The 26,162-nt window shown below is 59.7% G+C and carries 21 protein-coding genes; 11 read left to right on the top strand and 10 right to left on the bottom strand.

The genetic code is table 11. The features are described from left to right. Positions 1-343 precede the first annotated feature (343 nt). The gene (locus NA78x_RS31295; RefSeq protein ID WP_425616315.1) at positions 344-1,609 is read right to left on the bottom strand and encodes a Gfo/Idh/MocA family protein; all 1,266 of its coding nucleotides are present in this window, start codon (positions 1,607-1,609) and stop codon (positions 344-346) included. Between the two features lie 197 nt (positions 1,610-1,806). Between NA78x_RS31295 and NA78x_RS31290 the strand changes: the two genes are divergently transcribed. Next, positions 1,807-2,184, top strand: coding sequence for an STAS domain-containing protein (locus NA78x_RS31290; protein ID WP_425616314.1), 378 nt, complete (start codon positions 1,807-1,809; stop codon positions 2,182-2,184). Here the strand turns inward: NA78x_RS31290 and NA78x_RS31285 are convergent. Further along, positions 2,175-3,590, bottom strand: a complete 1,416-nt coding sequence (locus tag NA78x_RS31285) for an SEC-C metal-binding domain-containing protein (protein WP_425616313.1) — start codon at positions 3,588-3,590, stop codon at positions 2,175-2,177. The two genes, NA78x_RS31290 and NA78x_RS31285, sit on opposite strands and share 10 nt — an antisense overlap. A 150-nt stretch (positions 3,591-3,740) precedes the next feature. Here NA78x_RS31285 and NA78x_RS31280 point away from each other — a divergent pair, with 150 nt between their 5' ends. The 7 genes from NA78x_RS31280 (at position 3,741) to NA78x_RS31250 (ending at position 10,279) form a co-directional block, all read left to right on the top strand. Then, positions 3,741-5,096 carry a phytoene desaturase family protein gene (locus tag NA78x_RS31280; RefSeq protein ID WP_425616312.1) on the top strand — a complete coding sequence of 452 codons (1,356 nt, stop codon included), beginning with the start codon at positions 3,741-3,743 and terminating at the stop codon, positions 5,094-5,096. After that, positions 5,089-6,012 (top strand): RNA polymerase sigma factor SigJ, encoded by a 924-nt coding sequence (sigJ, locus tag NA78x_RS31275; protein ID WP_425616311.1) that lies wholly within the window; start codon positions 5,089-5,091, stop codon positions 6,010-6,012. The genes NA78x_RS31280 and sigJ overlap by 8 nt, the downstream gene beginning before the upstream one ends. A gap of 21 nt (positions 6,013-6,033) precedes the next feature. Next, a complete protein-coding gene (locus NA78x_RS31270; RefSeq protein WP_425616310.1) occupies positions 6,034-6,597 on the top strand; it encodes a YhcH/YjgK/YiaL family protein in 564 nt (187 codons plus the stop codon). A 195-nt stretch (positions 6,598-6,792) separates the two neighbouring features. Further along, on the top strand, positions 6,793-7,689 hold the full coding sequence (locus tag NA78x_RS31265) for an AAA family ATPase (protein WP_425619488.1): 897 nt from the start codon (positions 6,793-6,795) through the stop codon (positions 7,687-7,689). A 99-nt stretch (positions 7,690-7,788) separates the two neighbouring features. Further along, entirely contained in the window at positions 7,789-9,012 is a 1,224-nt protein-coding gene (locus NA78x_RS31260; RefSeq protein WP_425616309.1) for a DUF58 domain-containing protein, read from the top strand. Between the two features lie 61 nt (positions 9,013-9,073). After that, positions 9,074-9,856, top strand: coding sequence for a 3-ketoacyl-ACP reductase (locus NA78x_RS31255; protein WP_425616308.1), 783 nt, complete (start codon positions 9,074-9,076; stop codon positions 9,854-9,856). A 114-nt stretch (positions 9,857-9,970) separates the two neighbouring features. After that, complete coding sequence (locus NA78x_RS31250) at positions 9,971-10,279, top strand: hypothetical protein (RefSeq protein ID WP_425616307.1); 309 nt, start codon at positions 9,971-9,973, stop codon at positions 10,277-10,279. 57 nt (positions 10,280-10,336) lie between these two features. Here the strand turns inward: NA78x_RS31250 and NA78x_RS31245 are convergent, their stop codons facing one another. The 4 genes from NA78x_RS31245 to NA78x_RS31230 all read right to left on the bottom strand — a co-directional run bounded on the left by NA78x_RS31245 (position 10,337) and on the right by NA78x_RS31230 (position 14,766). After that, positions 10,337-10,717 (bottom strand): hypothetical protein, encoded by a 381-nt coding sequence (locus tag NA78x_RS31245; RefSeq protein ID WP_425616306.1) that lies wholly within the window; start codon positions 10,715-10,717, stop codon positions 10,337-10,339. 89 nt (positions 10,718-10,806) lie between these two features. Beyond that, positions 10,807-12,489 carry a dihydroxy-acid dehydratase gene (ilvD, locus tag NA78x_RS31240; protein ID WP_425616305.1) on the bottom strand — a complete coding sequence of 561 codons (1,683 nt, stop codon included), beginning with the start codon at positions 12,487-12,489 and terminating at the stop codon, positions 10,807-10,809. A gap of 233 nt (positions 12,490-12,722) precedes the next feature. Next, a complete protein-coding gene (locus NA78x_RS31235) occupies positions 12,723-13,427 on the bottom strand; it encodes a hypothetical protein (RefSeq protein ID WP_425616304.1) in 705 nt (234 codons plus the stop codon). 151 nt (positions 13,428-13,578) lie between these two features. Continuing rightward, complete coding sequence (locus NA78x_RS31230) at positions 13,579-14,766, bottom strand: HEAT repeat domain-containing protein (RefSeq protein ID WP_425616303.1); 1,188 nt, start codon at positions 14,764-14,766, stop codon at positions 13,579-13,581. Between the two features lie 359 nt (positions 14,767-15,125). On the opposite strand from NA78x_RS31230, the gene NA78x_RS31225 reads away from it, so the two are divergent. Further along, positions 15,126-15,638, top strand: a complete 513-nt coding sequence (locus NA78x_RS31225; RefSeq protein WP_425616302.1) for a MogA/MoaB family molybdenum cofactor biosynthesis protein — start codon at positions 15,126-15,128, stop codon at positions 15,636-15,638. A gap of 27 nt (positions 15,639-15,665) precedes the next feature. On the opposite strand, the gene NA78x_RS31220 is transcribed toward NA78x_RS31225, so the two are convergent. After that, a complete protein-coding gene (locus NA78x_RS31220) occupies positions 15,666-17,291 on the bottom strand; it encodes a sigma 54-interacting transcriptional regulator (protein WP_425616301.1) in 1,626 nt (541 codons plus the stop codon). 815 nt (positions 17,292-18,106) lie between these two features. After that, entirely contained in the window at positions 18,107-18,985 is an 879-nt protein-coding gene (locus tag NA78x_RS31215; RefSeq protein WP_425616300.1) for an RAD55 family ATPase, read from the bottom strand. Between the two features lie 144 nt (positions 18,986-19,129). Between NA78x_RS31215 and NA78x_RS31210 the strand changes: the two genes are divergently transcribed. Continuing rightward, positions 19,130-22,333, top strand: a complete 3,204-nt coding sequence (locus NA78x_RS31210; protein ID WP_425616299.1) for an amidohydrolase family protein — start codon at positions 19,130-19,132, stop codon at positions 22,331-22,333. A gap of 51 nt (positions 22,334-22,384) precedes the next feature. On the opposite strand, the gene NA78x_RS31205 is transcribed toward NA78x_RS31210, so the two are convergent. Together NA78x_RS31205 and NA78x_RS31200 are read right to left on the bottom strand one after the other, a co-directional pair. Next, positions 22,385-23,407, bottom strand: coding sequence for an NAD-dependent epimerase/dehydratase family protein (locus NA78x_RS31205; protein ID WP_425616298.1), 1,023 nt, complete (start codon positions 23,405-23,407; stop codon positions 22,385-22,387). Between the two features lie 36 nt (positions 23,408-23,443). After that, positions 23,444-24,466 (bottom strand): NAD-dependent epimerase/dehydratase family protein, encoded by a 1,023-nt coding sequence (locus NA78x_RS31200; protein ID WP_425616297.1) that lies wholly within the window; start codon positions 24,464-24,466, stop codon positions 23,444-23,446. A 240-nt stretch (positions 24,467-24,706) separates the two neighbouring features. Between NA78x_RS31200 and NA78x_RS31195 the strand changes: the two genes are divergently transcribed. After that, the gene (locus tag NA78x_RS31195) at positions 24,707-25,897 is read left to right on the top strand and encodes an N-acetyltransferase (RefSeq protein WP_425616296.1); all 1,191 of its coding nucleotides are present in this window, start codon (positions 24,707-24,709) and stop codon (positions 25,895-25,897) included. Positions 25,898-26,162: the final 265 nt, after the last annotated feature.

Here is a 26,162-nt window from a genome sequence, read left to right as displayed (position 1 = left end):
CTAGCAGTGACAGACCAAATGGAGGCGCAAACGAGCAACCGATTGTTACTGATTATAGATAGAAAGCCGGTCGTAGCCGGGAACAAACCAGTCAGTTGGCAAAGGCAGGCCAAAATTGCCTGCTCTACCAATCTGGATAACCGGGATAACTGCGCAGAATTAGCAAGAAGAGGGGGTGCTCAGCAGCCGAAAACCACCGGATCCTACTTACGACGAATCAACATCCTCTAAGCCATTGGCAGGCAGTTGTTTACCACCAATGGCATCTTCGTTGATCCTGTCTCGGAACTCAAAACTCAAAACTCAGAACTCAGAACTCGCTCACCGGCTGGAGGCCGGAAAGCTAGCCCAACGTCCATGGCGCGCGGTACGGACGGTCCAAAAGTTTTGCCGCATCCGCGTCATCGACTTTTTCTGCCACTGGGTCCCATTTCAGCTTTTTGCCGACTCGGGTAGCCGCATTGGCCAGATGGCAGACCGTGGCGCTGCGATGGCCGATCTCGACGTCGCAGATCGGGTTCTCGCGCGAGGCGATGCAAGCGAGGAAATCCTTGTGATGCCCCGGGCTGTTGTACAGCTTGGTGTCGGTGTCCTTCAGCTTGGTCTCGAGAAGCCCTTCGATGCTGGACGTGATCTTGCCGCGATTGACCCAGATCTGGCCCTTGTCGCCGATGAAGGTAATCCCAGCTGGAACGTCACTGTGTCCTTGAGTGATGACCATCTTCACGCCGTTGGCATAGGTGCAGTTCACCTTGCAGGTTTCGCTCACTTCGTGCCACTTCTTGGGATGGAAGGTGGCGGTCCCTTCGAACTCGACCGGCCCGCTGTTGTCCATGCCGAGGCCCCACTGGGCGATGTCGATGTGGTGAGCACCGAAGTTCGTCATCTGGCCGCCCGAGTAATCCCAGAAGAAGCGGAAGTTGTAATGCACTCGCAGCTTGTTGTAGGGACGAGCCGGGGCTGGTCCGAGCCAGGTGTCGTAATCGAGTTCCGCTGGCGGATCGCTGTCTGGCACGGGTTCGCCCGGGTGATTGGTCTTGGGCAGGCCGACCAGTACCGTGTGAATCTTGCCGAGGTAGCCGCTGCGGGTCAGTTCGCAGGCCTGGCGAAATTCCTTGCTGCTCCGTTGTTGCGAACCGGTCTGCACGACCCGCTTGTTGGCTCGCGCGGCTTCGACCATCTTGCGACCTTCGGTCACAAAGAGCGTCAGGGGCTTCTCGACATAGACATCTTTCCCAGCGTTGCAGGCATCGATAGTGATCTTGGCGTGCCAGTGATCGGGAGTGGTGACCACGACGGCGTCGATGTCTTTCCGTTCGAGCAGTCGGCGATAGTCGGTGTAGACTTCGCACTGGTTCCCCTTCTCCGTCACCTTCTTGGCAGCGGCAGCGGCATGTGACTTGTCGACATCGCAGACGGCAGCCGCGTTGCTCAGGAAGGGGCTAAGGTTACTCATTCCCTGGCGACCGACACCGATGTGGCCGGTCACGATCTTGTCGGCCGCGCCGAAAGCACTCTTCGGCACGAAGTACGGAATGGCAATCGTCGACGCAGCGATTGCGGCTGACGTGCCCAAAAACTGACGACGGGAAACTTGCGAACGAGCCATGAGAGAGTCCTGCAACAGAAAGCAGTCGGGGGGTGGGGATGACCGAGTTTCATGATAACCCAGGCGCATTCGACTTGCAGCGCACGCGTGCCTAAATTTGCCTTCCTCTGGCGGCAGGCCATCTGGTCTGCCAAAACAGTGACTCGGCGAACCACGGTCAAGGCTCGCGAATGACTGCTGTGAATGAGGTGATTGGAATGTCTGCTAATGAGCCTAACGAAGGCATTCTACCCACCGTCGCAACTCCCAGTGCACAGCCGGCGCAGCCCGTCGTTGTGCCTGTCGGTAAATACGGACTGTTCGGCGCCGCTGCGGCCGATACGCTTCGCCAGCGCGTGGAAGAGATTGCCGCTTCGCAGCCCGCTGCGATCTTGATCGATTTGAGAGGTGCCGAACTGCTGGACAGCCAGGGACTCAATGTGCTTCTCGATCTGCGCAAGCGCTTGGCAAATCTCACACTCGGCAATGTTCCCCAATCGATCGCCGAAATCTTTGAACTGGCCGGTGCTGCCGAAGATCTGGGAATTGCTGCCGCTGAGCGCACAGAGGCAACTCGCCGCGGCACTCAGATGTAGTAGCGAATTTCAGCTTCCTGGTCGCCGCGCAGGCAGCACTTTTTGTACTTCTTGCCAGAGCCACAGGGGCACGGATCGTTGCGGCCGACGCGTTCGCCGCGGCGAACGGTAGCCGACGTGAGAGGCGCTGGCGGCTCTACTCCGTAGCCTGGTAGGGACAACTCGTTCGCAAAGAGTCGGTGCCGTAGTTCGGCTTGAAGGTCTTCGGCCTCTTCCTGCAGATAGCTGGCACCGGTAGGGAATCGCGGATGCTTCAGGTAATACGCCTTGCGAAACGCCTGGTCGTTCGCTTGATCGGCTTTCCACTCGGCAAACTCAGGAAAGGTAACTCCCAGGCATTTGCTGGCGACCAACAGCCCGGTGCGCACGTCCAGCAACTCCGGCGTCTTTTCATTCGTAAGGATGTACTGTCGCGCGATCTCAATGGCGTCGCGATCGAGATTTCTCAGCGCGCCCTGCAACAAGAGTCCGTGCAGTTCCGCACCGGTCTCGTCCTGGGCGAGGGAGAGTAGCGCTGCCGTGTTCTGAACGGAGCGGCTGTTTTCAATAATCTCGAGGAGCCCGAGACGCGCTTGCTCATTGGCCTGGCAATAACACTCGCTGGCCTGTCGCACGACTTCATCCGTGCCGATATTACTCAGCGCCGGAATTGCGTCTTCCGTCAGGGCCTCTTCCTCGGACTCGACGAGTTTCAGCAGTTCAGGAATCGCAGCTTCCAGTCGCAAGTTGTTGACTACGCGGATCATCGCCAGCTGTAACCAATACCGGGCCTCGGAGGTATCATCGACGGAGGCATCTCCCTCCGCTTCGATCAAGCCAGCGCATTGATTCGCCCGCAGCATGTCGACCGCGCGCTGGGCGAAGGCCTCAGGCCGCTGGGCCATTTCCTCACCCAAACGCACCAATTCATCCCAAGGCTCAGCGTCCTCGCGCGCCTTCGTTTGTTCCAGGCAGAAATGGACGGCACGTTCAAAGAGGTCCTGGTCGTTCAGCTGCGCGAGTTGCTTGCGCGGCTCGATCTCGCGGTTAATCCGTTCACCAAACTTGAGGGGTAACTGCTCCCATTTGGTACGTGTTTCTTCCACGAGCGAGAGCGGTGCGTTGGCGATCGCTTCGGCCAGCACATCGCCATAGCTGTAGTAATGGTCTTCAGCGTCAATGGCCTCGCTAATGGTGCCGAACGCTTCGATCAGCCAAACCAGGGGCTCTTTCGTCAGCGGCAGATCTCGCCAGGAAACGGCCAATTGAAATGCCTGCGGACCAAACTTTTGGTAGGCCTCGACCACGAGCGGCAAGACGGTTCCGTCAGCGTTACCGGGCAGACCGAGATAAGAAAGTGCCGCCGCACGAACGTCCCGATCTTCGTCGAGCAACTTGGCTTTGGCTTCGTTCAGGGGAAGTTTCATCGGGCAGTTCCGTCAGCGAGTGGGCGATCCGTGGCAGCTATCATTTTACGCTTTTTCAAAATTTCTTCTGCTCCCTGTCACAAATTCTGTCGCGCAGCCGTCCTTGTTGGCGTGGAAGGCAAAATGACTGCCAGCGGATAGGAGGCAACGATGAGTGCGACGAACTTGGCGACGAAAAGTGAATTGGGAAGCGAACAGAACGACGTGGTGGTTGTGGGCGGGGGACTTGCCGGTCTGCTGGCAGCGACCAAGCTGGCGAAGGGAGGTCGCCGGGTGGTGCTGCTAGAGCAAGCGAAGGGACTCGGTGGTCGCGCGGCTACGACGGTGAAGGGAGAGTTGCGGTTCAATCTCGGCCCGCGAGCACTCTACTTACATGGTCACGCGCATCGTCTATTGAAAGAGCTTGATGTTCCCTTCACTGGCGACTTCCCCAATACAGGCAAAGGAATGGGCGTTTATGGCGGCAAGGAACATCAGCTGCCGCGGAATGTGTCGCAGATCTTCACGACCACACTGTTGTCGTGGCGCGAGAAGTGGCAGCTGTTCCGCTTCTTTCAGCAAATCCCCACACTCGAAACCGCCTCGCTCCAGCACACCAGCTTGACGGAGTGGGTCACGACTCATTACGGCAGCGGAGCGATCGCGAATCTGCTCTTTGGCCTGTTTCGACTGTCGACGTACGCCGCCGATCTCGATGCGCTGTCGGCCGGGGCGACGCTCGACCAGTTTCGCATCGGCCTCTCGGGGAATGTGTGGTACATCGACGGCGGCTGGCAAGCGATTGTCGATCAGCTTCGTGACATCGCCCAGCAAGCGGGCGTGCAGATTCGCACCGGCGCGCATGTGCATGCCGTGCGCAACTTCGAAAGTGGTGTGCTGGTTCAAGCCACGCATCAGCCCGACTTGCGAGCGAGCGCCGCCATTCTCGCGGTGAGTCCGCAGGTTGCCAGTTTGCTACTCGGTCTTCCGGAACAGCACGCACTGGTTCGCTGGGCAGTCGAAGCTCGGCCCGTACAGGCGGCGTGTCTCGATCTCGCGCTGAGCCAACTGCCGCGCCCGGAGCATCGGTTTGAATTGGGTCTCGATGAGCCGACATATGCCTCAGTCCACTCCGCTGCGGCCCAGTTTGCTCCGCCGGGAGTCGCCGTCATTCATGTGATGAAGTATCTCCCGTCGGAGACGAATGAATCGGCCCGCGATCACGAACAGCAACTCGAGCGGGTCCTCGACCGCTGGCAGCCAGGTTGGCACTCGCATGTGCTCGCGAGGCGATATCTGCCTGCGATGACGGTTACCCACGCGCTGCCGCAGGCTGCTCATGGAGGCGTTGCTGGTCGGCCGCAAGTGGCGGTGGCAAATTACCCAAATGTTTATCTAGCTGGTGATTGGGTCGGCCAGCGGGGACAATTGGCAGATGCATCGGCGGCCAGCGCCGAAACAGCGGTGAATTTGATTCTGAATGGTTCGACTGCGACTAACGATGTGCGAGAACTCGAATATGCCTGACACCGCCACGACTGCTGCGAGCGCCTCGCCGACTGCCGCGCTCGCCGATTTTGAAACGTACCGCCCTGATCTCGGCCGGCTGGCGTACCGGATTCTCGGTTCGCGCGCCGATGCCGACGACGTGCTGCAAGAGGCTTATCTGCGCTGGTCTGCTGCCGATATCTCCGTCGTCCGCGCGCCGCGCTCGTTCCTAGCCACCATCGTCACGCGCCTGAGCATCGATCGCCGACGTGAGATCGATGCCCGCAAAGAAACCTACATCGGTCCCTGGTTGCCTGAACCTATCGTCGAGCCCGCAATGAGCACCGCGAATCACCCGACCGAACTTGCCGAAGCTGTCTCGCTCGCCTTGATGCACGTGCTGGAGACGCTCTCGCCGGTCGAACGCGCGGCCTACTTGCTGCGCAAGGTGTTCGACTACGACTATGCCGAAATTGCGGAGATGCTGGAGAAGAACGAGGCAAATTGTCGGCAGCTCGTCAGCCGGGCCGAAGCGCACGTGAAGGAAGCTCGGCCACGATTCACCGCCTCGCATGCAGCAACGCGTCGCATGAGTGAGCGGTTCTTAGCAGCTTGTGCGACAGGCGAGTTGTCCGGCATTGTGCAGTTGCTTTCCGAAGACATTGTCATCTTCTCCGATGGTGGTGGCAAAGCGATCGCCGCTCATCGCCCGCTCGTTGGCATTGATGACGCGGCTAGGTTCCTGCACGGCATCAATAGGAAGCACTCGCTGTCGGCTCATGCCGAGCACGTGATGGTGAACGACGAGCCCGGCATTGCCATCTTCGACGGACCCCAGTTGGTGACGATCATCGGCTTCGATCTCGACGGCGAGCAGATTCGCCGGCTGTACTTCATTCGCAATCCTGAAAAGCTCGCACGAGCGCAGGCAGCGCTCGCGAATGGATCGCCGTAGAACATCGACAGGCGATATGATGTGGCTAGTGCCAATACCGCCTCGATTCATCTCGCATCAGCCACGCTCATGATCATCGACCATCTCTCCCGAGCCGACTTGTATCACGGCCTGGGACCACGTTTCGCCAAGGCCTTTGAGTTTCTTCGCACCGCCGATCTGCTCAAGCTGGATCTCGGCAAGCACGAACTCGAAGGAGATAAGCTCTTCGCGCTCATTCAGGAGTACACACCCAAGCCGCGTGCAGTCGGGAAGTTCGAAGCCCACGAGCGTTACTGGGACGTGCAATTCGTGGCCAAGGGTGTCGAACGCATGGGGTGGGTCGATCGCGCTCGGCTCACGGTCACCGAGCCGCATGACCCCGATCGCGATGTCGCATTTTTCGATAGTTCCCTCAACGGGCCGGGCGATTTGGTGCTGGTACCAACGGGCTACTTCACCGTCTTTGGTCCGCACGATGGCCACATGCCGGGTGTGGCAGTTACCAATAGTCCGGAGAGCGACTTCACCTTTTCCTCACGCTTGTCGGGGCCGGCCGAGACGCTGGTGCGGAAGGTGGTCATCAAGGTCGATCCTCACGGCTAGCCCTCGCCGGTCTACCATAGCGGGAGTGGCCCCGGTCAGTCAGAATGCAGGTAGCCAAAACGACCTGCCCGGTACGCTCGGCCCGCACTCTTCGAAGAAACTGCTGTCTGCATGAATGTTGCCACCACTCACGCTCGTCCCGCTCCCGGACCGCAGGTAGCCATCGGTGAGTTGGTGGCCAGGCTGGAAAAGAACATCTGCAGTGTGGTGCTGGGCAAGCCCGAAGTCGTGCGGATGTGCCTTGTGGCACTCCTTTCCGGCGAACATGTACTGCTGGAAGATGTACCGGGCGTGGGCAAAACGCTGGTCGCGAAGGCCCTGGCAAAAAGTGTTTCCGGCCAATTCTGCCGGCTGCAGTTTACGCCCGATCTGCTCCCCAGCGATATTCTCGGCAGCAGTGTCTACGACGCCAAAGAGGCCAAGTTCGTGTTTCATCGTGGACCGATCTTCGCGAACATCGTGCTGGCCGACGAAGTGAACCGTGCTCCGCCCCGGACGCAAAGTGCCCTGCTCGAAGCGATGAGCGAAGGGCAAGTCTCGATCGACGGCCAGACTTTGCAACTGCCGGTGCCGTTCCTGGTCATCGCTACGCAAAACCCTTACGAATACGAAGGGACCTATGCCCTTCCCGAGAGCCAGCTCGATCGCTTTCTGGTGCGCATCTCAGTTGGCTATCCGCACGTGAGCGACGAGCGGCGAGTTCTCTCCAGCCATCGCCTGGGCGAGCCCGTGCAGGACCTTCAGCCGGCGGTCACCGGCGAACATATCTTGCAATTGCAACAAGCCGTGCGGCAGGTGCGCGTCGATGATTCGCTGGGCGATTATCTGCTGCAGATTGTGCACCTCACGCGTGAATGCCCCGAGCTGCGCGTCGGTGTCAGCACGCGCGGCGCGCTCAGTTTGTATCGTGCCGCGCAGTCACTCGCGCTGATCGAAGGGCGGGCCTTTGTGATTCCCGACGATATCAAGCGCTTGACACCAGCGGTGTTGTCGCATCGCGTGCTGCTGAAAGGCCTCGCCCGCATCTCGCAGCGTGAAGCGGCCGAAGCGATCATTCGCCGACTAACCGATCAGGTCGCTGTGCCGCGGTAGATTATAGGATGAAGCCGTGCTTCGTCTTTGATTGAAAAATGCGGGACGAAGCACGGCTTCATCCTCCAGCTTGAAAGTCGAACAGATTCTTAATCCGCCATGACCTACCAACTGCAGGCCCGACTGACGCGTGAAGGTTGGTACTATCTGGCCGTGCTGTCGTTTATCGTGGGTGGGGCGGCACTCTGCCATGTGAACTTGCTGGTCGTGCTCGGCGGCATGATGCTCGCGCCGATCCTAATCAACTGGCGCTTGTCGCTGGCCAGCTTGCGCGGAGTATCGATTCGCGCGCTGCCGATTCGCGCAGTGCATGCGGGCCAGCCTTTGGTCGCAGAGTTCGAAATCCACAATTCGCGTCGCTGGTTCGCAGCCTGGCTGCTGACGGTGGAAGATCGCTGGTCGCTGGAGCACCGAACTTTGCAGCCTCTGCGCGGTGGAATTCTGGAACCGGTTCTCCTGTGGCGATATCTGTTCGAAAAGTCCAAGCAGTCCATCGCCATGGTGTTTTGCCCCTGCGTCGCTCCAGGCGAGACCGTGCGCGTGCACTACGAAATGGTCTTCAGTCGCCGGGGCCGCTACGAGGTTCCCGTGCTCCGCCTGCGAACCTGCTTTCCGCTCGGGCTGGTTGAAGGAGTCGCGATTGTTGCCGCCCCACGACAGGCGGCCATCTTGCCGAGGATTGGTCGCTTGAGCGCCGAATGGACCCATCGCATTGCGGCTGCTATTTCCGGCGAAGGCGAACCGCAGTTCAAGCAGCGATCGACCGATGGCGATTTCTTCGCGGTTCGGCCCTGGCAATCGGGCGATAGTACCCGCTGGCTTCATTGGCGAACCACGGCCCGCGCGGGCAAGCCGATGGTCCGGCAGTTTGAACGGGAATCGAGCCCGACGGTCGCGATTGTGCTCGATCCGTATCTGCCCGCGGTTCCTACCTCCGGCGAGCACGCACGCTTTGAAGCGGCGATCAGTTTCGTCGCAACCGCCCTGGCCGATCTGGCTCAGCGCAATGTTTCGCAGCTAGCAATTCTCATTGCCTCGGCCGAGCGTCACTGCTGGCTTGGTAGTCGATCCCCCGTTTTCCTGGAAGAAGTGCTGCAGCAGTTGACCAAGCTTAGCGGCGAGTCCGGCGATCATCGCGCTGCCACGGCCGAATTGCTGGAAGCGGAACTTCCCGCCACGGCCTGCGTCCTGGTCATCAGTTCGCGACCCGGCCTTGAGGCGGCAGCCGTTACCACTGCGCCGCAATCCGCTCCTTCGTTTTCCGACGACCACACCATTCGCGTCGCCAGCGCGGAATTCTCGGCACTCTATTCCTTAGAGTGATCAGGAGAAGACGTTATCATGGTGAACTTCGTTCCTTTAACACTTGTTTGTGGTCACGGTTATGGCAGTCAGCGGCAACACACCTTCGACGCGTCCGGTGGCGATTGTTACCGGCGGAAGTCGCGGCATTGGGCGCTCGATTGCCGAGCGCCTGGCGGCGGATGGTTTCGCCGTGGTGATTAACTATTTCAGTCGTCGCGATGCGGCCGACGAAGTGGCCAGTACCCTGCAGGGGGCCGGTGGCGAGGCATTGGTGGTGCAGGCCGATGTCGGTATGACAGCCGATCGCCAGCGACTGATTGCCGAGACGATGGCTCACTTCGGTCGGCTCGATCTGCTAGTGAATAACGCGGGCATCACTTCGCCGGGGCGCAAGGATTTGCTCGAGGCCACCGAAGAGAGCTGGGATCAGGTGTTTGCGACGAACCTGAAGGGACCGTTCTTTTTGGCTCAGGCTGCAGCCAACGAAATGGTCCAGCAAAAACAGCCGGGAACGATCATCAACATCTCGTCGATCTCAGCGTTTGCCGTATCGACCAACCGCGCCGACTACTGCATGGCCAAAGCAGCGATGCAGATGATGACCTGGCTGCTGGCCACGCGCCTGGCCGACGAGCAGATTCGCGTCTACGAGATTTGCCCGGGTGTAATCGCCAGCGATATGACCGCCCCCGTGCAGGAGAAATACGACAAGCTGATCGCTGACGGCATGTCCCCGATTCGCCGCTGGGGCCAACCCGGCGATGTGGCCGCCTCCGTGAGCATGCTCGCCAGCGGCTCACTCCCGTTCAGCACCGGCGAGCGGATTCACGTCGACGGCGGGTTTCACATCCGGCGGTTGTAGGGGGCTTGATCGCAGCGCGACTCGCGATTTGTGAGAAACTAAGTGTCTCACCGCAAAGCCTGCCGACTCACGACAGCCTGTTGCTCAAGGCACAATAGCTGCACTTCTTTTCTCGTGAGCCACTTGTTCAACACCCAGCGGGCCATGGGTGCCGAAATGTGCGAGGAGAAAATTAAAGCGGCTGTCGTCCAATGCTTGGACCACTGTTACGCGACAGGAAGCTGGTATGGCTGCTGGTCGCAGTTTATGGAGAGCCTGTTTCACGATCGGACCTGGACGATTGCCGAGGTCGAGAAGGTTCAACTTGTGATGTGCAATCTGCTGATGCAAGCAGGCGGTGGCCCATCGCAATTGGCCAGCCACCGGCCATCGCGGGCGCAGGTCGATCAGGCGATTCGCCAGGCACTGGTGCGGGAACAATAGGAGGCGGAAAGGCATCGGAGGATTGGTTTTTGAGTTCGCCGCTTTCGAATGGCCAAGCTACGAGTAAAAGTCGGCAGGAGTCTGCTCGACAAACTTGGGTTCACCGAGGCGCTGGATCTTCAAGGCGGTCGCACGAACGACGAGGCGCTCTTGAGCAAGACTGATCAACTCGAACTGAAGATCGTCGACGATCTCGCAAGGCAGCGGAATCAGATTGTGCTGTTCCGCTGATCCCTTAATCGAACCAGTATCGAGCCAACTCGGCAGTTCAGGAATCGTTGCGAGAATCACCCCGTCCTGCAGGGCGACTTCGACTTCCTGGATCCACCCAGTCCCCTTTCCGCCTGACTGTTCTGGTGATCGATGAATATAGGCCCGCATACGCACGCGAATGTCGTCTGCGGTTGTTTCTACCGACAGCAAGTCCGAGTCATGCACTTCGATTGCTTCTCGCAAATTCTGCGTTCTGCATTCTTCGTTTTGCATTTGCCTCGCCTCTCGTCCCTCGCCTCCCGCCCCTTCTACCCCTACTCGTCCGTCACGCAACCTTCGCTGGCCGTTTTCACGTTCTTGATGTACTTGTAGAGCGTGCCCCGGGTCGCTTTGAAGGGAGGAGCTTTCCAGGCGTTTTTTCGAGCGGTCATTTCTGCGTCGCTGACGGCGACGTCGATCCGCTTCTTATTGGCATCGATAGTGACGATGTCGCCGCTCTTGATGAGCGCGATCGGACCGCCGAGTTGAGCTTCGGGGGTGACGTGGCCAATGATGAAGCCGTGCGAACCGCCCGAGAAGCGGCCGTCGGTCATCAGAGCGACCTTGTCGCCGAGCCCTGCGCCCATGATGGCACTGGTGGGTGTGAGCATCTCGGGCATGCCCGGTCCACCTTGCGGACCTTCGTAGCGAATGACGATCACCTCGCCACCCGTGATCTCTTTTTTCTCCAGTCCGTGCAGCATGTCTTCTTCACTGTCGTAGACAAGGGCGGGGCCGGTGAAGACCATTCCTTCTTTGCCGGTGATCTTGGCAACGGAACCTTCGGGGGCCAGATTGCCGCGGAGAATCTGAATGTGACCACTCGCCTTGATGGGCGTTTCGATAGGGACGATCACGCGCTGACCTTCGGCGAGTCCCGGTAGGTCCTTCAGGTTCTCGGCAATCGTTTTGCCGGTCACGGTGATGCAATCGCCGTTCAGCAGGCCCTTGCCGAGCAGGTACTTCATCAGGCCGGGGGTGCCGCCGACGTGATGCAGGTCTTCCATCACGTACTTACCGCTGGGCTTCAGGTCGGCGATGAAGGGAATGCGATCGCTGACGGTTTGGAAGTCGTCGATGGTCAACGGCACATCGACCGCACGGGCCATGGCAATCAGGTGCAGCACGGCATTTGTCGAGCCACCGGTGGCCATGATGACGACCATCGCGTTTTCGAAGGCCGCGCGCGTCATGATGTCGCGCGGTTTCAGATCGAGTTCCAGCAGTTTCAGAATCGCCTTACCGGCAGCCTGACATTCGGCGGCCTTGAGTGGATCTTCGGCAGGAATCGACGAGCTATAGGGGAGTGACATACCGAGGGCTTCGATGGCGCTCGACATGGTGTTGGCGGTGTACATGCCGCCGCAAGCGCCGGCGCCGGGAATGCTGCAGCGGATGATGTCGGCCCGCTCTTCTTCGGTGATGCGCCCGCTGATGTACTCGCCATAGGCCTGGAAGGCCGAGACAACGTCCAGCTTGGGATGGCGGGGCGTGCAACCCGCGCGAATGGTGCCGCCGTAGACCATGAGCGAAGGGCGATTCAACCGGCCCATGGCCATGATGCAGCCCGGCATGTTCTTATCGCAGCCTGGAATGGCGATTAGCGCGTCGTACCACTGCGCGGCCATGATCGTTTCCATGCTGTCGGCGATGAGGTCGCGCGATTGCAGCGAATAGCTCATCCCTTCGGTGCCCATCGAGATGCCGTCGCTGACACCGATGGTATTGAACTGCATGCCGACCAGCCCGACCGCTTGCACGCCCTTCTTCACCTGCCCGCCCAGTTCGTGCAGGTGCATGTTGCAGGTATTCCCTTCGTACCAGACCGCGCCGATGCCGACCTGAGCCTTGTTCATGTCCTCGGGGGTCATGCCGGTGCCATAGAGCATCGCTTGCGACGCTCCCTGGCTCTTGGGCTGCGTGATGCGACTGCTGATCTTGTTAAGCGGGCTGCTCATGGCTGGCTGCTGAGGGGGTTGGAGGGTGGCCGATTTTGGGAAGCCCCTGATGGTAGACCGACCGCCGGGATGTTTCCAGGGCGCGGCGGGAGTCGGGCGGCAGGAGTCGAGAGTCGGAAAACGAACAACCGCCCCCGCCCCTGCGGCGGGGGTTCATTGGCTTGTGCACTAGCGGAAGCCAGAAGGACAGAGGTCGGGGGTCAGAGGTTCGGCCCGCTGAGGCAGACGGTTGCCTAAAAATCCCTCGCCGAGTTGCTGCGCGGTGCAGGCAGCAGCGGATCAGCCGGTTCGGGGACGGCGCGCTCGCGTGGCCGAGGAGCGGCTTCCAGCGGCAGTTCCGCCGCAGCCCGGGGTGTCGCGAAAGGAGTGTTGTCCAGCATTGGCGAATCGACAGGCGGCAGCACCGGGCGATTCGGAACCGGCGGATCGTACACGGGGTGAGATTCCCAAGTGTTCTCACCCGTCTGTACTTGCCGCTGGCCGATTGGCTGGCGCACCATCGGCTGCGTTTGATAGCCGTAGATATCGCCCGGAATGTACGGCCACGGTGTGAAGAGCGGGCCAGCGTTAAAGATGACTGCTCGGCGGCCAAAGCGACCATACGAGATGGCCGCTCCACCATAGCCAAAGCCGTACGCATAGGCGGCATCGAGCGGCACGATACCCGAGCCGTAGGTGCGATAACCGGCCGTGCCCGGGGTGCCGTAGTAGTAAATGGTCTCGCCGCGCGTCGTCGGCAATCCCGATGCGGCCCGCGCGGCATCGTTGGCACCAATCTGAGCCTGCAAGTTTGCCTGCCGTCGCTCCTCGGCCAATTGATAGGCATCGACGCCCGCTTGAATGCCATCGTAGGGGCGAGATCGCACCTCTTGAGCGGTTGCCTGTGAAACAGGGGCCAGCAGCAACAGCAGACCGAGTGAAGTGATGGAGCGGTTCATGTAACTAACCTCATTCCGCCCCCGGGCCTGTCCCGGGGGTTTAACGGCTTTTGCACTAGCGGAAGCTAGAAGTCGACTGGCCACGCACTCGTGCGCCGTAGTGCACAAGCCAATGAACCCCCGCCGCAGGGGCGGGGGCGTTTGTTCCATTCTACTCTTGGCGCTGGTTCAGGTCGCCTGCTTTGGCGTGGACCTGCTTCTCTTGGGCATGCCAGTATTGCCACGCGCGGACGTCGTAACCAAAGCTGGTGCCGCCAGCGAGCTTCGTGAGACCATCGAGCACGTGCTGGTTCTGCACGCGATAGATGTAAGTCTTCGGCCCTTCATTGGCGCGGAACGAATTGCCACTCACCCCGGGCTGAGAACTGGTGTTGAACGATTGGCTGATGGTATCGCCAGCGCCGCGGCCGGTGGGACCAACGGTCTGCGAGTGCATGGTTACCAGGGCGGCAATCAGCGGGGCGATGGCCGAGCGATCGCCAATGCGACCGAGGGCAATCCCCGCACGATTGATTCGAATGTTGTTCGTATCCTTGAGAGCCTTGATGTAGGCATCGGCAATGTGAGGCGGATTGAGCTTGATGATCTTTTCGAGGCAGTAATGAAAAATCTCTTCGTCAATGTCTTGCAGCGAAACCTGCACGAGCGCTTGAACGGCGGTCGGGTCTTTGATGGCTCCAATCACATCCAGGAACAGCATCTTCGTACGGCGATTCGGATCTTGCTTCAGCACGGCGACGAGGGGCGAGATCGCGACGGGATCTTGAATCTGCGCGAGCTGCTCGGCCGCTTCGCGAGCCCGGTCGGTATCGAGTTCCTTTCGCCAGCGGCGAATCTTCTGCAGCCACTCCTTCTCGGCCAGTTCGCGCTTGGCAGCAGTCTCGAGCAGTTCAATCTCTTGAATCGTGCGCCAGCGGCCTTTGTACAATTCGAAGCCATCTTTGCGTTTCGCTTCGGCGGGTAAGACCCACTGGCGATCAACGAGCGCGAAGCCCAGTGCGCGGCGAGCCTGGGCATGTTCGGGTTCGAGTTCGATCACCCGCAGCAGATGCACGTTCTTTTCGGCGGGCAGTTGTTGCATTCGGCACCACTCGGCCAGCTTCCATTGATCTTCGGCCGTATCGCGATAGGTGGGAAGTAGCTGTTGATACTCCTGAGCCGCCGACTGCTGCCGCACGGCGTGACGAACCTGCGTGAGTTGCAGCGAGATTGTCACCCCGGCTGTGGTGCGCACGCGATAGTGCGTCAAAGGTTGCTCGTCGTGGTTCAGCCAGTCCCCTTCCACGATGCCGCCGGTTTCGAGCGTGAGGACATCGAGAGCTAGTACTTGATTCGACACGTCGCCTACAAACGCAACGCAACTCAGTACCACCCAGGGCATGAGCGTGCGAGCGCGAAGTGGCAACGGCAAAAGCATCCGTGGTAACTCGACAAGAAGAGTGGGCGGTGCAGATCCTCACCGGCAAGTTTAATATAGAATCCGGCGAGCGCTCGCGGCAAGCGCTGCGCGAGTTTGGAGTCCGAAGTTTGAAGTTCGAAGTTGGGGAAAGCTTGGGAGACTGCCTTTGCCCTTGTCTTTAACTTCGAACTACGAACTACGAACTAATTGCCGCCCCCTCTAGCGCAAAAGCCGTTAAACCCCCGGGGCAGGCCCGGGGGCGGTTGTTTGACTTTTTGACTCCCGGCCCCTGAGTTCCTATGTCCCTCCCCATCCACGAGCAGCATCAGCAGCAGGCACCGGTTTCGCTAGCGGTGGCGGTGATTACCGTCAGCGATACGCGGACGGCGGAGACCGATACGGGTGGTCAGACGGTGATCGACCACCTGCAAGCTGCCGGGCATCAACTGGCGGCGCGGCACATCATTAAGGATGATCCGGGGCCGATGCGAGAGTTGCTGCTGCAGCTGGCAGAACGCTCAGAGATTGCCGCGATCCTGCTCACAGGCGGAACGGGCATTAGCAGTCGCGACCAGACGTTTGAAACCGTCTCCGCGCTGCTGGAGAAACCGCTGCCTGGCTATGGCGAGCTGTTTCGCCAATTGAGCTACGCCGAGATTGGCCCGGCCGCGATTCTGAGTCGAGCGACCGGCGGCGTGATGCGCGGCAAGGTCGTCCTCACCATGCCGGGCTCGCCGAACGGCGTTCGCCTCGCCATGGAAAAGATCATCATCCCGCAGCTACGGCACCTGGTACGAGAAGCGGGCCGATAGAGCCCGCCCCTCTCTGCGTGCTACTTCCTACAGCAGTCCGAACTTCTTCATCTTGTTGTAGAGCGTAACGCGGCTAATGCCCAGTTCGGCAGCGGTCTCTTTGCGGCGGAAGTTGTTCCGCTGCAGCGAGTCTTCGATGATCCGGCGTTCGAGCACATCGACGCGGGCTTCGAGCGAGGCCGCCGTAGCGCGAGCCACGGCCGGGTTCATGGCGGGGGACAGCGTCGCCGCCGATTCCAGCATCGGTTGGCCGGTGGCGAACGAGCCGGCGTAGCTGGGAGTTGGCACTGGTTGCAGATGAGCTGGGAAAGTCGAGCGATACGTTTGCGGCGGTGCGTTCGGCATCCGCGGACGAACGCCCATGCCGGCCGGAATGCTCGACATGCCGAGTGGCGCGCGATCTTCCGAGCCGTGCGGCGAACTCAGTTCGAGGGCTGCCTGATGCGAGGCGAGCGACGACATGTGGCCTTGCACCGCAGCGCGAATGGGGCTGGGGAGATCGTTCACCGTCAGCACACCGCGCTGACAATAAAGGACTGCGCGGCGAATGACGTTTTCCATCTCGCGAATGTTGCCCGGCCAATTGTAGGCCCGCATGGCTTCGAGAAAGCTCGGCTCGATCGAACGCAGCGGAATGCTGTGCGTGCGGCTATGTTCCAGGGCGAACTTGCGCACCAGATACTCGACATCCCAAGGCCGCTGACGCAGGGGCAACAGGTTGAAGTTCAGGATGTTAAGGCGGTAGTACAAGTCAGTCCGGAAGTTGCCGTTTTGCACCAGTTCTTCGAGGTTATAGTTCGAAGCAACCACCAGCCGAGCTTGCGAGAACTGCGTCTCGTTGCTGCCGACTGGTTCGTATTCGCCCGTCTCAATCACGCGGAGCAGCTTGGCCTGTTGTTCGAGAGGGAGGACATCAATTTCGTCGAGCAGCAGCGTCCCGCGACCAGCCGCGGCGAACTTCCCCTCGCGATCGCGATCGGCGCCAGTGAAGGCTCCCTTCACGTAACCGAACAGTTCGCTCTCGATCAGATCGGGGGGCAACGCGCCGCAGGCGACGGTGCAAAAGCGATCTTCACGGCGCTCCGACAATTCGTGAATCAAGCGAGCGAGGAACGTCTTGCCGCTCCCTGTTTCGCCAATCAGCAGCACGGTTACGTTGTGCCGCGCGGCGACCTTGATCTCTTCCATCGTGTCGAACATTTCGGGCGTGAACGTAATCAGCGACCGCGAGCGGCCGTGCAGTTCTTTGTGCGGCATCTGGCTCCAGAAGCCGGCGAGCTCTCCTTCCAGATCTTGCCGATTCATCAGCAGGCGGCGGAACTGGTCGTAGTCGAGCGGCAACTTCAGGCAGTGGTCGATGGCTTTCTCGGCCAGCTTTTGCAAGCGCGGTTGGCAGTCGGCAGCGAGCAGGCCATAGACCGGCGCGGTCTCGACCACTTCCCCTAGCTCGGCGATAAAGCGACCCGGCGAATAATCGCCGAGCGCTTCGTTGCTGAGATGCACGATTACGGCTGCCCCCGGCGACGCTTGTAAGTGCGCGGGCAACATCGCGAGCGAGTCGCAGGCGATGATTTGAAAATTGCCTTCGAGCTGGGTTTGCAGTTCGAAGAGCAGATTCTGATCTCGCGTCAGGGCAATCAAGGTCGTCGTCATCGGGCACCATCCGGCAGAGCGGTATCGTGAAAACGCAAATGCTGAGAGGCGGCCTGCTGACGAGTTGTCGCGTTGATGCGCAACTTGTTTCACGGGCCGACACTTTTCACGCTAATTGGACGACAAACCTTACCGAACGCAAATTTGCCTTAGCATCGTGAGTTCTTTGTGAAACGTGGCCGGTTGTAGCGAGTTTGCCGGCTGTTCAATTTCGCGTGCCACCAGCGACACGTTTCGTAGCGAAATGCTTCACCTCTGAATCAGGTGGCCGAAGCTGTCTTAGTCCGCGGGCGCAGTTCGCGGGCCTACCTCACACTTCGCTTAAGGAGCATTCCGCCCCCTTCGTCGCCTGTTCATCAACTTGGCTTGAACAGGCCTGAACAGGGGCTGGCGCGATAACTTTTTGCGCGACTTTTTCATTCCCGCGAACCTTCCTTAAGTGATTATGCATCAATAGCTTGCGGCGTCAAAATCAGGCTATCACCCCCGCTTCTCGATAACCGTTTGATAACCGCTTGGGGCCGGGTCTTTGGCCCCTTGAACAGGGGCGTACAACTGATGTCAGCCATCCGGGAAGGGAGTCGCGGCGCCCTTAAGAAAGTCGGCATACCGCCAACAATCGCTCACCAAGGAACACGCACCCGCCAGCTGTCATTTGCCTCGCTGCGCACCATTGGACGCAGACAGGCGATGATTTCTCTACCCAAATTGCCAAAGAACTAGCCGACTCATTATCGCCAACGTCGTGACTAGTCTGGTCACAGAAAATTCATAATATTTGACAACTTATCAGGCGACTACATGGCGAAGCGCGCTCAGCCCACGTGTACGCCGGCGTCGTCGATGCGGTAGGGCACGATTCGTTCGTCACAGGCACTGCCGCGGTGCTTGGCGACGAACAGCGAACGGCCCATGCGGTCGCCATTACGCGTCTTCCCCATATAGATGAGCGTATTGGCGTTCGACAGCACATCTCCTTCCGCCAGCGGTCGGCTGATGAGGTCGTCGAGCATTGTCTCGTGGCTGGTGACCAGCAGCAGGCAACCTATGGACTGTGGGTCGTACACGTGCTGGGCTGCCGCTTCGGCATTGCGGCGATAGTGTTCGCGAAACAGATCGCGGGCCACCCACTCGGGATCCTTCCGCAGCACCTGGTGATAGACGTATTCGAACAGGTGAAATTGAATCGACTCCCCGGGCCGATCAACGGGCTCGATGCCATCGACGACGATCCTGCGCGACCCATGGACCAGGTTCCCATAGAGGAAGGCAATCGCGGCCCGCAGGCGCGCGTTCAGGTGGGCCTGCCAGTTCCGCCAATCGTCCCAGTCCAGATCCTTGCGCGTGACTCGTTGCCCCGTGTAATCGAACACGTGCAGATACTCGCCAAAGCTGCGGTCGGCGGCGAAGAAATGTTCGAGGTCGATGTCTTGATTCGCGTCGAAGACCGGCAGCTTGTGGTCGAACATTCGCTGCGTGTAGTCGCTATGGTTTTGCGAATCGCCGCGCGAGCTGCAATCGAAGACGACGCCCCGCTTCTTCTCCTGGGCGAGTCCTGCGTGGGCAAACTGCAGCCCGAGTTGCGTCTTGCCGATGCCTGTGGCGCCAACGACGACCGTCAAGGTTCCCGGCAGTAGTCCGCCCCCCAGCAGTTCATCGAGCCCATCCACGCCAGTCGTTTGTCGCTGCTTCAACGGAACGCCCTTTTCAATTCATTTCGCCGGGACCAGTAGAGCCCTCATGATAGCGAAATCCCGCCGCGCAGGCTTTCGAGCGGCAGCGCCGCCGATTAGGCTCGTCGTAGAGAGATTTCGCTGTACTTTCCCTGAGATAACACCATGCGTTGGCTTTCGCTCCTTACCCTTTGCTGGACCACGTGGCTCGCAACCCACTTGCAGGCTGCCCCACCACAAGTGGAACCGGTCGCAGGCTTGCGCGATCGGACGCCCCGCGTCCACGCGTTGGTTGGCGCCAAGGTTGTTGCTCAGCCGGGTAAAACCCTTGAGGGTGCCACCGTGCTAATCCGCGAGGGCGTGATTATCGCGGTCGGCGAGAAGGTGGCCATTCCTGCGGAGGCCCATGTTTGGGATTTGAAGGGAAAGACTCTCTATCCGGGATTTATCGATGCCTTCAGCGAGCAGACGATTCCCAGCGAGAAGTTGCCGAACACCGCGCGGCATTGGAGCCGGCGCGTCACCCCTGAGCTCGAGATGAGCGGCTTCTACTCCGCCGATGAAGCCACGCACACCAAGTATCGCGGCCAAGGGATCACCGCGCGGCTCGTCGCCCCGGAAGGTGGCATCATCAAGGGGCAAAGCGTGGTGATGCTGCAAGGCGATCATCAGCGTCCCACCATCGCCAAGACACACGCGGCCCAACATCTGCGGCTGACCGTTCCCTTTGGTGTGAATCGAGATGAGTTCCCTAACTCACCGATGGGGGCCGTGGCTCTCGCGCGGCAAACGATGCTCGATGCCCAGTGGCACCGGCAGGCAACAGCCGCGAGCGCTGCGAACGTGTTGTTGCCGCGCGTCGATCCCTCGCGCACTTTCGCGGCGCTGGCCCCGGTTGTTGATGGCGAACAACTGGTAATTGCCGACGCCAGCGATGAACAGTTCTTGTTGCGGGCCGATGCCTTCGCGCGCGAGTTCGGCTTGCGACTAGCTGTGCGGGGCAATGGCCGCGAGTATCGCCAGGTAGATCTCATCAAAAAGTCGGGCCGCACCGTAATTGTGCCGGTCTCGTTCCCGCAGCCTCCGAATGTAGAGACGGTGGCCGCTGCGCTCGATGTGTCGCTCGAACAGTTGATGCACTGGGATTTGGCCCCCGAGAACGCGGCGCGCTTGGATGCCGCGGGTGTACCGATTGCCCTCACGGCCTACGGCTTGAAAGATCCGAACGAGTTTCTGCCCGCAGTGCGCCGCGCGGTGGAACGAGGTCTTTCGGCCGAGAGCGCTTTGAAAGCCCTCACGACCACGCCAGCGCAGTTACTGGGAGTCGAACGCTCGCTCGGCTCGATTGAGCCCGGCAAGCTGGCCTGCCTGATCGTCACCGACGGTGACATCTTCGCCGGCAAGACCAAGCTGCTTGAAACCTGGGTCGAAGGCGAGCGATTTGAGATCGTCGAACCAACGCACACCGACGTGCGCGGCCAATGGCAATTCGAATTCAGCGATCGTCCGGGCAAGTTCGCCCGAATCTATCTCGCCTTACAAGGAACCGCGGCCAAGCCGAGCGGCAAATGGTCGACCAGCGATGAACTGAACGAAAAGGCAAAACTTGACAAAGCCGCCAAGCTGAAATCGCTAAGCATGCGCGATTCGCTCGTCGAATTCTCTTTCGAGGGCAAACCCCTGGAGCAAGAAGGGATCGCGCGAGGCAGTGGAGTGATCTCAACGAACAAGAAGGACGAACTGATCATCAGCGGCGAAGTGATCTGGGCCGATGGCTCCCGCTCGAAACTCAGCGGCAAACGAACCTCTTCGGAACTTCCACCTGATTCAGCCAAAACCGAAGACAAAGAAGAGACCGCGAACAAGGATGACAGTCCGTCGGATGAAAAAGAGAAGGAGGGCGATTCCAAGGAACCAAAGGAAAGCAAAGAAGCCAAGAAAGAAACGCCCGCTGTTTCGCAGGTGAACTTTCCGCTCGGTGATTTCGGCCGACAGGCACTTCCTGAGCAGCCGAGTCTGCTGGTGATCAAGAACGCCAAGCTCTGGACCGCAGCAGATCCGCCGGTGATCGAAAACGGCATGCTGGTGATCCGCGCGGGCAAGATCGTCGCCGTCGGCCAGGATCTGGAAGTTCCCAAAGATGCACTCGTTGTCGATGCCAAGGGGAAGCACATTTCGCCCGGCATCATCGACTGCCATTCGCACATGGCCACTGACGGCGGCATCAACGAAGCGGGCCAGGCGATCACCGCAGAGGTTCGCATTGGCGACTTTATCGACGCCAACGACATCACCATTTATCGGCAACTGGCCGGCGGTGTGACTTCGTCGAACATTCTGCACGGCAGTGCGAACCCCATCGGCGGGCAGAACCAGGTTATCAAACTGCGTTGGGGGAGTGATGCAGCGGGGCTGAAGTTTGCCGGCGCGCACGCGGGCATTAAGTTCGCCCTGGGCGAGAACGTGAAGCAAAGCAACTGGGGCGAGCGGTACACGCGCCGCTATCCACAGTCTCGCATGGGTGTCGAACAGATCATGGAAGACGCCATGATCGCAGCCCGCGATTACCGCCGCCAACATGCGCAGTGGAAGCTCAACCACGAAGGCTTGCCGCCACGACGCGACCTGGAACTCGATGCCCTCGTCGAAGTGCTCGAAGGAACCCGGCTCGTCCATTGCCACAGCTATCGTCAGGACGAGATTCTCGCCCTGCTACGCGTGTGCGAAACGCACGGCGTGAAAGTGGCAACCCTGCAACACATCCTGGAGGGTTACAAAGTGGCCGATGCCATTGCGCGGCACGGCGCCGGTGGCTCTTCGTTCTCGGATTGGTGGGGCTACAAGTTCGAAGTGCTCGATGCCATTCCCTACAACGGCCTGCTGATGCATCAAGCGGGGATCAACGTCTCGTTCAACAGCGACGATCGCGAACTGGCGCGGCATCTCAACCACGAAGCAGCCAAGGCGGTGAAGTACGGCGGCATCGAAGAAACCGAAGCCCTCAAGTTCGTCACGCTGAATCCAGCCAAGCAACTGCGGATTGAAAAGCAGGTTGGCTCGCTGGAAGTGGGCAAAGACGCCGACTTCGTCGTCTGGAACGGTCCGCCACTCTCAACCCTCTCGCGCTGCGAACAAACCTGGATCGATGGCCGCAAGTACTTCGACCGCGCTGAAGATGCCCAGGCACGCAAGGACAACGATCAGCTGCGCGCGGCGATCATTCGCAAGATCCTGGCCTCGGGCCAGTCGATGCAAAAGCCCAACGCCAAGAACCTGAACGAAGCCGACCTCTGGCCTCGCGAGGACGAGTACTGCACGCACAGCAGGGGGCAGGGAAATGCAGAACGACGAACGCAGAAGGCAGAATGAGAAGAACGCAGGTAGTCATTCTGCATTCTGCATTCTACCTTTTGCATTTGGTTACCAGAGCCAGCGTTTTTCGCGGTACCAGGCGATGGTTTCGTTGAGCCGGTCTTTCAGCGGGGCGGCGGGTTCGAAGCCCAATTGGTGTTGGGCTTTTTCGGGCGAGCAGGCCCAGGAGTCGACCTGCGCCTCGCGAATCTTGTCGCGGTTGAACACGTCAGCTTTGTTCTTCCACTTGGAGATGCTTTCGTTCACCGAGGCCACCATCCAGGTGACTGCTCCGGGGAAGTAAATGATCGGCATGAAGGGCCGGTGCAGCGTGTAGCGTGTCATGTCGCCGAAGTCGGCATACGTGGGATGCTCGGGGACGACGCCAAAGTAGACGCCCTTGGCGGAGAACTCAGCCGTCGCAGCACTTTGCGGAACTCGCTCGCCATGCTCGGCTGCTTTGATCATTAGCTCGACCAGATCGGCGACATAGATCCACGAGAGGGGCGGATTGCGCCAGCCTGGCACGGGATGAAAGCGAAATCGCTGAATCATCTTCAGCACCTTCAGCATCGCCCGATCGTGCGGGCCAAAGACCACGCCGGGGCGAACGATCGTCAGCGGAATGCGCCCGGCGTATTTCATCGCCGCTTGTTCGCCGGCCAGTTTGCTTTTGCCGTAGTTCGAGATGGGTGTGGTCGGGTCGGCTTCTTTGCGCACTTGCCCGCGTGTCGTCGGACCCGCAGCTGCCACGGAAGAGACCAGCAGCAGCGTCGGCGGAGTAGGCTGGTCGGCAATCGCTTCGGCGAGGATAGCCGTGCCGTCGCGATTGACGCGCATCATCTCTTCCATGGTGTTGGCGGCGATCAAGCCGGCCAGATGATAGACCACGTCGGTGCCGTCCACTGCCGCGCGCATCGAAGCGACGTCGTTCAACTCGCCTTTGACGAGTTCCGCCCCGAGATCTTGCAGGATGACGCTCGCCTGGGGATTGCGCACGAGGGCGCGGACTTTGTGACCACGAAACAGCAGGGTTTCGATGAGATTGCGGCCGATAAAGCCGTTGCCACCAGTAACCAGCACCACAGACATAGCGGGCGACCTTAAACCGCCCCGCCAATGCGTGGGCTAGGGGAGAATGCTGGCCGCCGCCCGTCCCACACTGGAACGACTACTTTCGACATAACCGTGTTCGCAAAACCAGGACCAGGCATCGGTAACGGTTTCTTTCAAAGGTCGAATGTGGTAGCCCAGCTCTTGCTGAGCACGACGGCTGGAGAAGCAGGTCTCCTGCGAACCAATTCCTAACGTGGCGGAGTTCACGCCCCCCTCGAGGCCCGTGTAGCGGGTCCACAGGTCGGTGCTCAAACTGGCCACGTGGCGAGCAATCGGGCCTAGTCGGAAGTGCGGACCGCGCCGGCCCGATACCTGGGCGAATACGCGCCAAGCTTCCAAGTAGGACAGGTTATGCCCCCCGAGGATGTATCGTCTGCCCGTGGGGGCAAGTTTCGCCGCTGCGGTAATCCCCGCAGAAACGTCACGAACGTCAGAGACGTTAAACGCCCCGGCAGGAGCCACCGAGGTGCCGCGATTCACGGCCAGCAGCATGCGGCCGGACGAAGGCTTCCAGTCCCAGGGCCCCAGCGAGAACGATGGATTGACGATCACGGCATCGAGCCCGCGACCCACAAAGTCTTGCACCACCCGCTCGGCTGCGGCCTTCGAGGTGACATAGTGGCAAGGGACCAGCCCGGGCAGGCTGCCCGATTCTTCGTCGGCTGGGCTTTGCAGCCGGCCAATGCCCAGCGTATTGATGGTGGAGATGTGGACCAGCCGAGCTTTGTGCTCCAAGGCCGCAGTCGCCACATTGCGGGTTCCCTCCACATTCACCTGTTGATGCATCTGCAAGTTGGTCCAGCCAACCTGCACGTAGGCCGCAGCATGAATGACACAGTCGACGCCCTGCACTGCCGCGCGAACACTAGCGGCATCGCGAATGTCGCCCTGGCAGATCTCGATCTTCAGCCCGGCGAGTTCCCGCTGAGTGCCGGTCTGGCGAGTGAGTACGCGCACCTGTTCACCCAGCGCAACGAGGCGGCGAACGGTGTTGTTACCGATCAAACCTGTCGCGCCTGTGATGAGGTATTTCATTCCGTGACTTCCGTTGAGATTCGTTCTCGCCTCAAGCGGTTAACCGCCAGCTCGCAGCCAAACTGCTGTCCCGATCCCGAGACGGATCGGGTATCATGCCAGCTGCGGCTTGGCTGCTCGTATCATTGCAAGTTACCCAGCTTTGGCCAGTCCAGTTTCGGTCAGTTTTATTGCGACCCACCGTGGCCTTCCCCCCATTCGACGCCACTCTAATCACCCGAACTAACTTCACGGACGAACATGGTACCCGTAGTCGTCAAGCCTGCCGAAACGAGCCGCGAGCGAAAAGCGTTTTTGCAGCTCCCCTGGCTCATCAATGCAGCTTATCCGAATTGGGTCCCACCGCTGCGGCAGGATCAAAAAGAAATGGTGAACTACATTCACCATCCTTTTTATGATGACGCCGAGATTCAAACCTTTGTTGCCTGGCAAAGCGACCAGCCCGTGGGGCGAGTCGCCGCGATCGTCAACCACGCGCACAACCGCCAACATAACGACACCATCGGCTTCTTTGGTTTCTTCGAAGCGATCGACGACATGGACGTCGCGCGCGGCCTGTTCGATGCCGCCCGCGATTGGCTCCGGGCTCGCGGTCGCACCGCCATTCGCGGCCCGGTGAACCCTTCGCTCAATCACACCTGCGGTCTGCTCATCGAGGGATTCAACATTCCCCCGACGTTCATGATGACGCACAATCCGCCTTACTATCAGCGGCTCATCGAAAACTACGGCTTTGCCAAAGTCGAAGATCTGGCGGCCTTCTGGGCTCATACCGACATGCTCGATTCGCTCGATGGCAAAATCAAGCTGATGGTCGCCGAAATCAAAAAACGCTTTGACGTCAAGCTGCGCCGCCTCGATCGCTCCCGGTACGACGAAGAGGTTCGCCTGTTTCTGAACCTGTACAACCAGTCGCTCATCGGCACTTGGGGCTTCTCCCCCATGTCCGATGCCGAGGTCGCGCACTCGGCCGCCTCGCTCAAGTACCTGATCGTTCCCGAAATGACCGCCATCGTCGAAGTCGACGGCAAGCCCGTGGGCTCGTCGTTCGCCATGCTCGACTACAACCCGCGCATCAAGCAGATCGATGGCCGTCTGTTTCCCTTTGGCTTCTTCAAACTGCTGTACAACAAAAAAGCGATCAAGCGGATCCGGGTTATCAGCACCAACGTGCTGCCCGAATATCAAAAGTGGGGGCTCGGCCTGGTCGTGCTCGCCCACCTGCTTCCCAGTGTGCTGGAATGGGGCGCGAACGAAGCGGAGTTCAGCTGGGTGCTCGAAAGCAACCACCTCAGCTTCAAGTCGCTGAAACGGGGCGGCGCGAAGATCGTCAAAAACTACCGCCTCTTCGACCTGCCGATTGGCGAGGGAGAACCGGCCGCCGCGGTGCCAGCACCGGGGGCCAGCGCAAAGATCGAGACGTCCAAGTAAGCCCGCTGCACACCTCGCAGGTTGGCTTATCAAGGGTAATTCGCTTTCCCTAGAGTCTTTCGATGTTTGGCTCCGCTGAACACCACTGTTCAGCTGATTTTTGATAACCATTTTGCGACTCTTTTCAAAAAACACCGCTTTTCCGAAGTCTCACTGCAGCAATTGCTTATCATCTTTCCATTCGGTTGTTAGCCCTTCATTCTGACGTTCGTCTGAAAACCGTTTGATAACCATTTGTTGGCAACCTGGGTAATCCTCCTTCGCC

The organism is Anatilimnocola aquadivae (assembly GCF_049819085.1).
Classification (GTDB): domain Bacteria; phylum Planctomycetota; class Planctomycetia; order Pirellulales; family Pirellulaceae; genus Anatilimnocola.
This window is presented reverse-complemented; position numbering and strand designations above follow the sequence as displayed.